At 58.6% G+C, this 9,624-nt stretch carries 8 protein-coding genes; 6 read left to right on the top strand and 2 right to left on the bottom strand.

The window, feature by feature from the left end; translation table 11 throughout:
• Positions 1 to 418 precede the first annotated feature (418 nt).
• Positions 419 to 1,732: a hypothetical protein gene (locus A3220_RS09990; RefSeq protein WP_062374670.1), complete on the top strand. Its 1,314-nt coding sequence runs from the start codon at positions 419 to 421 to the stop codon at positions 1,730 to 1,732.
• A gap of 4 nt (positions 1,733 to 1,736) precedes the next feature.
• On the opposite strand, the gene A3220_RS09985 is transcribed toward A3220_RS09990, so the two are convergent.
• Positions 1,737 to 2,255: a zinc ribbon-containing protein gene (locus A3220_RS09985; RefSeq protein WP_058577785.1), complete on the bottom strand. Its 519-nt coding sequence runs from the start codon at positions 2,253 to 2,255 to the stop codon at positions 1,737 to 1,739.
• Positions 2,256 to 2,419: 164 nt separating this feature from the next.
• On the opposite strand from A3220_RS09985, the gene leuS reads away from it, so the two are divergent.
• From leuS to A3220_RS09960, 5 genes are all read left to right on the top strand, one after another.
• A complete protein-coding gene (gene leuS / locus A3220_RS09980; RefSeq protein ID WP_062374668.1) occupies positions 2,420 to 5,005 on the top strand; it encodes a leucine--tRNA ligase in 2,586 nt (861 codons plus the stop codon).
• On the top strand, positions 5,002 to 5,496 hold the full coding sequence (gene lptE, locus A3220_RS09975; RefSeq protein WP_054640984.1) for an LPS assembly lipoprotein LptE: 495 nt from the start codon (positions 5,002 to 5,004) through the stop codon (positions 5,494 to 5,496). Before leuS ends, lptE begins: the two co-directional genes overlap by 4 nt.
• Positions 5,493 to 6,560 carry a DNA polymerase III subunit delta gene (holA, locus tag A3220_RS09970; protein ID WP_062374666.1) on the top strand — a complete coding sequence of 356 codons (1,068 nt, stop codon included), beginning with the start codon at positions 5,493 to 5,495 and terminating at the stop codon, positions 6,558 to 6,560. The genes lptE and holA overlap by 4 nt, the downstream gene beginning before the upstream one ends.
• Positions 6,561 to 6,659: 99 nt before the next feature.
• Complete coding sequence (locus A3220_RS09965) at positions 6,660 to 7,058, top strand: PA2779 family protein (RefSeq protein WP_062374664.1); 399 nt, start codon at positions 6,660 to 6,662, stop codon at positions 7,056 to 7,058.
• Positions 7,059 to 7,068: 10 nt separating this feature from the next.
• On the top strand, positions 7,069 to 8,007 hold the full coding sequence (locus A3220_RS09960) for a PA2778 family cysteine peptidase (protein WP_062374663.1): 939 nt from the start codon (positions 7,069 to 7,071) through the stop codon (positions 8,005 to 8,007).
• Between the two features lie 190 nt (positions 8,008 to 8,197).
• Here the strand turns inward: A3220_RS09960 and sthA are convergent, their stop codons facing one another.
• Positions 8,198 to 9,589 carry a Si-specific NAD(P)(+) transhydrogenase gene (gene sthA / locus A3220_RS09955; RefSeq protein WP_058577788.1) on the bottom strand — a complete coding sequence of 464 codons (1,392 nt, stop codon included), beginning with the start codon at positions 9,587 to 9,589 and terminating at the stop codon, positions 8,198 to 8,200.
• Between the last annotated feature and the right edge of the window lie 35 nt (positions 9,590 to 9,624).

The raw sequence follows: 9,624 nt of genomic DNA, 5'->3' as shown, positions 1-9,624 counted from the left end.
GCACATCTCACAGTGGTGCCGGTGGAATCGTCACCTGCCGATCCGGGAACAGCATGAGAAGTTGAGTCGTAAGATCCAAGGTCACGTTGCCTACTACGGTATTCGCGGCAATATGCGATCCATACAGACGTTTCGCCATCGGGTGAAGTGGTGCTGGATCAAATGGCTGAGCCGGCGATCCCAGAAGGCAAGGATTGTGTGGCGGAATGCGCTTCAACTCTTTAAGTTACTGCCGTTTCCCAAGGCGAGGATCGTTCACCCATGCTGATCCTTCAGCGAAACTGATGGTTGAAGAGCCGGATGCGTTAATTGCGCACGTCCGGATCTGTGGGGGGCCGGGTCGAGCAATCGCTCGGTCTACCCGACTATCTTCGTTTTCAGGTCGGCCTCATGAATAAGCCGGGGTAAAGGGACTGAGATGCGAGAGACAACGACGCGGCAGCACTTGGCGGGAGTTTTGATTCTGCTCGGGCTGTTGGCACAGATTATTGGTTTTACCGGCGCGGTGCCGACCGCGCAGGCGGTGAGCTATCTGCTGTGGGCGGCGGTGGCGCTGCTGTGGCGGGATATTCCCAAGCGTTCGCGCCTTCAGGCGGGGGTGTTGATTGCCCTGGGTGTGGTGATGCTGGTGGTGGCGCAAACCGTGTATGGCGCGGCGGTGAACTGGCCTGCCATGCTGCAGGGGAACGTGTTCGTGGCTTCCATGCTGGTAGGCGTGAGCTTTATCTCGCTGATTGGCACCCAGGGCAACAAGCGTGCGCCGGGTAAGCGGGTAACGGGGGCGGACGGCGTGCTGCGCACCTGGCTGGGCGTGCATTTTCTCGGCACGATTTTGAATCTATCGACGGTGTTTATGGTGGGCGACCGCTTGGCTCGCCGTGCGCCGTTAACCACGCCGCAGTTATTGGCGCTGAACCGAGGGCTTAGCAGCGCCGCGTTGTGGTCGCCCTTCTTTGCCTCTATGGCGCTGGTGATCGCGTTGGTGCCTTCGGTGCAGTATGCCCAGATTGCCGTGGTGGGTTTTCCAATAGCCATGCTCTCGGGGCTATTAACCACGCTAGAACTGCGGCGACGGTTTGATTTAACCGAGGTGGATGGCTTTTCGCTTTCGCCCCGCAGCCTGCTCATGCCTGCGGGCATGGCGGCGTTGGTGATGCTGTTTCACTTCTGGATCACGCCATCGCTCACCATTGTCAGCATTATTACTTTTTTGCTGCCGGGGGTGGCGCTGCTGAGCAACCTGCGGGAAGGCCCGCGTTTTACCCTGCGGCGCCTGCGTCAGCATACCGTTACTCGCCTGCCCGCCATGCGCGGGGAAATTTCACTGTTTTTAGCGGCAGGCTTATTAACGCTGGGGCTTTCAACGCTGGTAACAGCGACGGCAGGCGATGAGTGGACGCTGTTTGCCCGTTTTGGTACATGGCAGGCCATGGTGAGTTTTGCGGCTATTACGCTTAGTGCGCTGGTGGGGCTGCACCCGATTATTGGGGTGTCGGTGTTGGCGTCGGTGCTTAATCTGAGCAGCGCTGAGCAGACCCTGTTTGCCTTTGTGGCGCTTAGCGCCTGGGCGGTGGGCACCAGTGTGGGGCCGCTTTCGGGTATTAACCTGTCGTTGCAGGGGCGTTACGGGGTGAGCGGTTATCAGATGATGAAAAATAATCTGCCTTATGCGGCGATGATGAGCCTGCTCTCGCTAGGCGCGATCGCAGGCTTGAGCGTTTGGCTAGGTTAGATACTTAGGTTTCGACGATTTTGCTCGGAAAGCGGTAGAAGTAGCGGTGGCCGCACTGGTGGCAGGGTTCCAGCCGGGCGACTTCGTTAAACATGACCTGAGCATCGCAGTGGGTGCAGGCCATTAAGCCAGGGGCGGCGATTTCGCCTTCGCAGTAGTCGGCGCGGGCGGCTTCTAGGTCATCCTCGAAACGTTCGCGGTCTACCACGCTACGGTCGGCAATGGAAAGCAGCGATTCCGCGACCCGGCGGGAAAGCTGGTCGATGTCGATTCCTAGCCAGCTGGCAACCTGCTTGCCGGTATCCGCCATGTAGTAGCGCATGTCTTTCAGGTCGCGCTCTACCCAGGCACGCAGCAGCGCCAGCTCGTCTTTGGTGTACTCCTCAAGCTCAGCTTCAAAGGCAACGGCGTCGTCCAAATCCTTTTGCAGGTTGTCCCAGGTGAGCTCGTTGGCACCATCCTGCATGCGTTCCAATAGGCGCTCGTAGCCTTCGCGAAGGCGGTGATCATTGTGTTTTTCCATGGGTCCTCTCCTTTTGTTGCCACAGGTGCTGCCTATCATCGGTTAGCCGTTCAAGGATACACCCGCATAGGATACAATCGACGCTACTTATCTGACAGTCGTCATCTACTATTCACTTTGCGCCCTGAACAGGGGCGAATTATCCCAAGGCATTGAAAACACCGATGGACGCACAATACAGCCCCCGCGAGATCGAACGTGACGCTCAACAGTACTGGGACAAGCACCAGTGCTTTAAAGCCGTAGAGGACGCCAACCGCGAAAAGTTCTACTGCCTATCCATGTTCCCCTACCCCAGCGGCAAGCTGCACATGGGCCACGTGCGTAATTACACTATCGGCGACGTTGTCTCACGTTTCCAGCGCATGCAGGGTAAAAATGTCATGCAGCCCATGGGCTGGGACGCGTTCGGGATGCCGGCGGAAAATGCCGCGATCCAAAATCAGGTGCCGCCTGCCAAGTGGACTTACCAAAACATCGATTACATGCGCAACCAGTTGAAGGCACTAGGGTTTGCCTACGACTGGAGCCGCGAATTCGCTACCTGCGACACCAGCTACTACCGCTGGGAGCAGTGGTTCTTCACCAAGCTGGTGGAGAAAGGGCTGGTCTACAAGAAGATGTCCACGGTGAACTGGGACCCGGTGGACCAGACGGTGCTGGCCAACGAGCAGGTGATCGACGGCCGCGGCTGGCGCTCCGGCGCCCTGGTGGAGCGCAAGGAGATCCCGCTGTGGTTCCTGAAGATCACCGATTACGCCGATGAACTACTGGCGGATTTGGATAACGTCGAGTGGCCCGAGCAGGTCAAGACCATGCAGCGCAACTGGATTGGCAAATCCCGTGGCGTCGAGCTGAGCTTCGATATCAACGCCGCCGATGGTAGCGCCTGCGAGCCACTGGCGGTGTACACCACCCGCCCCGATACGCTGATGGGCGTGACCTACGTGGCCGTCGCCCCTGGGCACCCGCTGGCCAAACAGGCCGCCGAGCAGAGCAGCGAGATCGCGGCGTTCTGTGAAGAGTGCGCCAAAGGCGGCACCTCTGAAGCGGAAATGGCCACCAAAGAGAAGCTGGGCATGGCCACGGGCCATAAAGCCATTCACCCGTTAAGCGGTGAAGAAGTTCCTGTATTCGTGGCTAACTTCGTACTGATGGAGTTCGGCACCGGCGCGGTGATGGCCGTTCCCGCCCACGACCAGCGCGACTGGGAGTTTGCCACCAAGTACGGCGTTGAGTTGAAGCCGGTGGTCGCCGACGAGCAAGGCAACACGCCGGACATCTCCGAAGGCGCTTACACCGAGCACGGCACGCTGATCAATTCCGGCGAGTTCGACGGCCTGGAATTCCAAGCCGCGTTCGATGCCATTGCCGCTAAGCTGGCCGAGCTTGGCCGTGGCGAAGTGAAAACCAACTATCGCCTGCGTGATTGGGGTATTGCCCGTCAGCGTTACTGGGGCGCGCCGATTCCGGTGAAGTACGGCCCGGAAGGCCAGACCGTACCGCTCTCCGATGACGAGCTGCCCGTCGCACTGCCCATGGAAGTCACCGTGGATGCCTCCGGCTCGCCGCTGAAGAAGATGCCGGAGTTCTCCGAGCTGGGCGATGGCTGGGTGCGTGAAACCGATACCTTCGACACCTTTATGGAATCCTCCTGGTACTTCGCTCGCTTCTGCTGTGCGGATAACCACGAAGCCATGCTGGATGAGCGTGCCAACTACTGGCTGCCGGTGGATCTTTACATTGGCGGTATCGAGCACGCTATTCTGCACCTGCTCTACGCCCGCTTCTTCCACAAGCTGCTGCGCGATTTCGGCATGGTTGATTCCGATGAGCCGTTCCAGCAGCTGCTCACCCAAGGCATGGTGATCGCGGAAACCTTCTACCGCATTAAAGATAACGGCGGCAAAGAGTGGTTCAATCCCGCCGATGTGGAAGTGAAGCGCGACGAAAAAGGCCGCCCGCTGAGCGCCATTTTGATGAGTGACGGCCAGCCGGTGGAGATGGGCGGCATCGAGAAGATGTCCAAGTCGAAGAACAACGGCGTCGACCCGCAGTCGATGATCGACAAGTTCGGTGCCGACACCGTGCGCCTGTTTATGATGTTTGCCGCACCACCTGAGCAGTCGCTGGAGTGGTCGGATTCCGGCGTCGAGGGCGCGCACCGCTTCCTGAAGCGCATCTGGCGTCAGGTTACCGAGCACCTGGAAGCGGGCACTCCAGGCACGCTGAACGTCGATGCACTCAACGACGACCAAAAAGCGCTGCGACGCAAAACCCACGAAACCATCAAAAAAGCCAGCGACGACATTGGCCGTCGCACCACCTTCAACACCGCCATTGCCGCTGTGATGGAGCTTTCTAACGCGGTCGCTAAGTTTGACGATACGTCCGAACTGGGCCTCGCGGTTAGCCGTGAAGCGTTGGAAGCCTGCGTACTGCTGCTGGCCCCGATTACCCCGCACCTTTGCCACACCCTGTGGCAGCAGTTGGGCCATGAGCAGCCCGCCATTGAAGCCCAGTGGCCGAAAGTAGACGAAGTCGCCCTGACCCGCGACAGCATCGAGCTGGTGGTACAGGTAAACGGTAAACTGCGCGCCCGCCTGGAAGCCCCGGCCAGCGCCGACAAAGCCACCATCGAGCAACTGGCGATGGAAAACGAAAACGTCCAGCGCCATTTGGAAGGCAAAACGGTTCGTAAGGTGATCGTGGTGCCCGGCAAGCTGGTTAACATTGTGGTGAGCGGATGAATCGCCGTCGCTTTTTGACCCTCAGCATCGCCGCGTCAGCGGCGGTGCTGCTCAGTGGCTGTGGGTTCCGCCTGCGCGGCTCGGAATCCATGCCACGCCTGCCCGCGCTCTCGCTAGAGGGCGATGACAACAGCGCTCTCGCCCAGCAGCTTCGCACTCGCCTGCAGCAGTTAGGCACCGAGGTAGAAAGCGGCGCGCCCTGGCGCGTCACTCTGGGCACCCCTTCCCTTCAGGAGCGGCGCATCGGGACCGATGGCCGTGCCAGCCGTGAGCATGAGCTGACGCTGAGCACGTCGCTGTCGGTGCAGCAGCGGGAAACCAATGCCTACGCCCTGAACAACGCCACGCTGAGTACCAGCACGCGGATTCGCGTCAGCGATGACGACCTGCTGAACCGCGAGACGCTGTTCCAGGAAGCCGAGCAGACACTGACTCGGCAGCTTGCCCAGCGTATTGTGGAACGCTTAGCTAACCTTGAGGCGCTGCGGTGAAGGTATTTGCCGATCAATTGCCCGCCGCTCTGGCCAGGAAACTGCCGAAAGCAGTGATCGTGGCGGGTGACGAGCCGCTTCAGCATCGTGACGCCTGCGATGCCGTGCGCGCCGCCGCCCGCCAAGCGGGTATCGAAGAGCGCGAAGTGCTGGATGTGGAGCCCAACTTTGCCTGGGGGCGGCTCCTGGAAACCGCGAGCAACCTCTCGCTGTTTGCCACCAACAAACTGTTGGAGCTGCGTTTGGGCAATCAAAAGCTGGGGCAGGAAGGCAGCAAGGCGCTTGCTCAATATGCGGAAATGATGGATGGCAGCGACGACCTGCTATTGGTTAGCATGGGCAAAGTCGATGCCAAGCAGCAGAAAAGCGCCTGGTTCAAAGCCTTAGATAAACAGGGAATTTTTGTTCCCGTATGGCCGGTAGATGCCTCACGGCTTGGCTATTGGCTACGGGATAGGGCCTCGCATCACGGCCTGCAGATCGACCTGGAAGCCGCGCGACTACTGGGTGAGCGCACCGAGGGTAATCTGCTGGCGGCGGATCAGGAACTACAGAAGCTGGCGTTGATCTACCCGGCTAATACCCGGCTCAACGTCGAGCACATTGCCCAAGGTGTGGAAGACAGCACCCGCTTTGATGTATTCAATCTGGCGGATGCCTGCTTAAAGGGTGAGCCCAGCCGTGCCTCGCGGATTGTGAACGGCCTAAGAAGCGAAGGCGTGGAAGCACCGATTGTGCTGTGGGCGCTCACCCGTGAGCTGCGCACTCTGCTATCGCTGCATCAGCATTTGGACCAAGGCCAAAGCTTCGAGCATGCCTGCAAATCCCAAAAGCCGATGATTTTTGATAAACGTCGCCCGTCCTATCAAAAAGCCATTAGCCGCCTTTCCATGAAGCGTTTACACAAACTGCTACTAATGGCCCAGCGCCTGGATTTAGCGGTGAAAGGGGCATCTGCCGTGCCTCTATGGCCGGGGCTGCACGACCTCGCCATGACCATGGCAGGGGCAAAAGGCCTCCTGGCGGAAACGCCCTGGACCTATCGCATTAGTGCAAATAATTAGCACTTTGCATTTTCGTCTTAAAACACTCGCTGTTTGTTTCTATACTAATCACTCAGGCTACTCATAGCTTGCTCCCCGATAAGTCTAAGGATGAAGACAATGAAAACAGTGCGTGCTTACCTCTCGACCCTTTTGATTGCTGCGTTAGTGTTTGCCAGCCTGCCCGTTGTGGCGGCCCCTACCGCCCCGCAAGGTATGGATCTGGTATCAACGCAGTCTGTTTTAGCAGGCGACCGTGCCGGTGCGGACCGCGAGCGTATCAATGAAATCCTCGCCCGTGCCGATGTGCAAGATCAACTGCTCAAACAGGGCGTCAATCCCGCCGATGTCGAGGCGCGTGTGGCGGCCCTGAGCGATGCCGAAGCCCAGCAAATGGCGCAGCAGCTTGAGCAGTTGCCCGCCGGTGCTGGCGTGATTGGTGTGCTGTTCGCGGTATTTGTGATTCTGCTGGTAACGGACATTCTCGGTTTAACCGATGTTTACCCGTTCACACGTTAATTCATCCGCGATGATGAACCGTTATGTTAACGCCCGCACTGCGGGCGTTTTACTGTTAGGCCTGCTGCTTCTACTGCTAACCGGCTGCGCACGCAGCCCGGTACTGCTTGAAAGCACCAAAGCGAGCCTGACGCCGCAAACCGAGCTTACCGAGGTGCCGTTTTTCGCCCAAACGGAATACCAGTGCGGCCCAGCTACCTTAGCTATGGTGCTTAATCACGAAGGCGTAGAGGCTAGCTTAGACGAGCTGATTCCTCAGGTATTCTTGCCTGGGCGTGATGGCAGCGTGCAGCCGGAAATGCTGGCCACGGTACGCCGCTACGAACGGCTGGCAATTCCCATCCGAGGTACCATGGATGCTCTGCTCACGCACCTGGAAGCAGGTAACCCGGTGGTCGTGATGCAGAACCTCGCCCTGCCCGCCTTTCCCATGTGGCACTATGCGGTGGCCATTGGCTTTGATTTGCCGAACGAAACGCTTGTTCTGCGCAGCGGTGAAATCGAGCGGCACACCCTATCGTTTAGCCGTTTTGATGCTACGTGGGCACGTACTGAGCGCTGGGGGTTTGTGGTCAGCGAGCCGGGCACGCTGCCCGAAGGTGTCACGGCACGCAATGCGTTAGAGGCCATTAGTGCCTTTGAAGAGCAGCACGGCCCCGACACAACGCTGAGTAGCTGGCAGGCATTCAGTGAGCGCTTCCCGCAAAATCCTACTGGGCAGTTTGCGCTAGGCAATGCCCTGTATGCCGATGGCCAGCCCGAAGCCGCCCTGGCCGCCTTCGAGACAGCCACGAGCCTCGACCCGGAGATGGGTGCTGCGTGGCTCAATCTGGCCATTATACAATTCCAGCAAGCGCGCCTTGCAGACGCCAGAGCATCGCTTACCCAAGCCGCTTCCCTAGAAGGCGAATGGCAGCCCCGGGCTAGACAGCTTTTGGAAACGCTATAGCGTCGCCCTGAAGAGCCGTGAGAGGAAGCTTCAACTCGCGACGGTGCTGAAATGCCCCCGTGGGAGGGAGCTTCAGCTCGCGACGGTGGCTTGGCCGGGGCGCCTGACGGCGCCATTCGCCCGCTAAAGCGGCCTCCCACCGAAGCTGATCTGGCAGGCCAACCTCTGCAGGAAGGCCCGCCCTGACCGCTTAGAACACCCGGTTCAGACCGTTTTGTGCCGCCACTCGATAGGCTTCTGCCATGGTGGGGTAATTGAAGGTGGTGTTGACGAAGTACTTGAGCGTGTTGGCCTTGCCCTCCTGCTGCATGATGGCCATGCCGATGTGCAGGATCTCCGACGCCTGGTCGCCAAAACAGTGGATACCGAGAATCTCCAGGGTGTCCTGGTGGAACAGGATCTTCAGCATACCGACCGTGTCGCCGGTGATTTGGGCGCGAGCGGTGTCTTTAAAGAACGCTTTGCCCACTTCATAGGGCACTTTGGCTTCAGTCAACTCACGCTCGTTGGGGCCAAAAGAGCTAATTTCCGGGATGGTGTAGATACCAGTCGGGACATCGCTGACAAAGCGGTACTCTTTTTCCAGCAGCTCGTTACAGGAGTTTAGGCCCTGATCGTAGGCGGCACTGGCCAAGCTTGGCCAACCTATGACGTCGCCCGCCGCATAAATATGCGGAATCGAGGTGCGGTAGTGCTCATCCACGCTGAGCTGGCCCCGGCCATTCGCTTCCAGGCCGATGTTCTCCAGCCCCAAGCTGTCGGTGTTACCAGTACGGCCGTTGGCCCATAGGAATGCATCGGCACGGATTTTCTTACCGGATTTCAGGCGTACCACTACGCCTGCTTCATCACCCTCGACACTCTCGTACTCTTCGTTATGACGAATCAGCACGCCGTGCTTGCGTAGGTGATAAGAGAGCGCATCGCTGATCTCATCGTCCAAGAACGACAACAGGCTATCCCGGTTGTTGATCAGGTCTACCTTCACGCCAAGCCCCGAGAAGATAGAAGCGTACTCACAACCGATAACGCCCGCGCCGAAAATTACCAGCGTACGCGGCGTGTGGGACAGGCTCAGGATGGTATCGGAGCAGTAGATACGCGGATGGCGGAAGTTGATATCTGCTGGGCGATAGGGGCGCGAGCCGGTGGCGATGACGATTTTCTTGGCCACTAACTCTTCCATCCCCTCTTGGCGGTCACGCACTACAACGGTGTGCTCGTCTTTGAAGCGGGCGACGCCGTGAAAGAGGTCAATGCGGTTGCGCGCATAAAAAGTGGTGCGCATTTCAACCTGCTTATCAATCGTACCGCGGGAGCGTTCCATCACTTTTGGGAAGGAGAACCAGCGGGGCTCACCGATATCGCGGAACATTCGGTTGGTATTGAACGCCATGATCTGCTTGACCTGATGGCGCAGCGCTTTGGAAGGAATGGTGCCCCAGTGGGTGCAGTTACCGCCTACCTGAGCCTGCTTCTCAATTATCGCCACCCGCATACCGTGCTTAGCAGCATTAATAGCAGCGCTTTCCCCAGCGGGGCCGGTACCGATCACCACGACATCGTAATTGTGAACCGCCATACGGTTTGGATCTCCTTGTTCCCTGACATCATCAA

Origin of the sequence: Halomonas sp. KX33721 (assembly GCF_001596805.1) — a bacterium.
GTDB lineage: Bacteria > Pseudomonadota > Gammaproteobacteria > Pseudomonadales > Halomonadaceae > Vreelandella > Vreelandella aquamarina.
The sequence above is the reverse complement of the archived record's forward strand: the minus strand, read 5'-3'. Positions and strand labels throughout refer to the sequence as shown.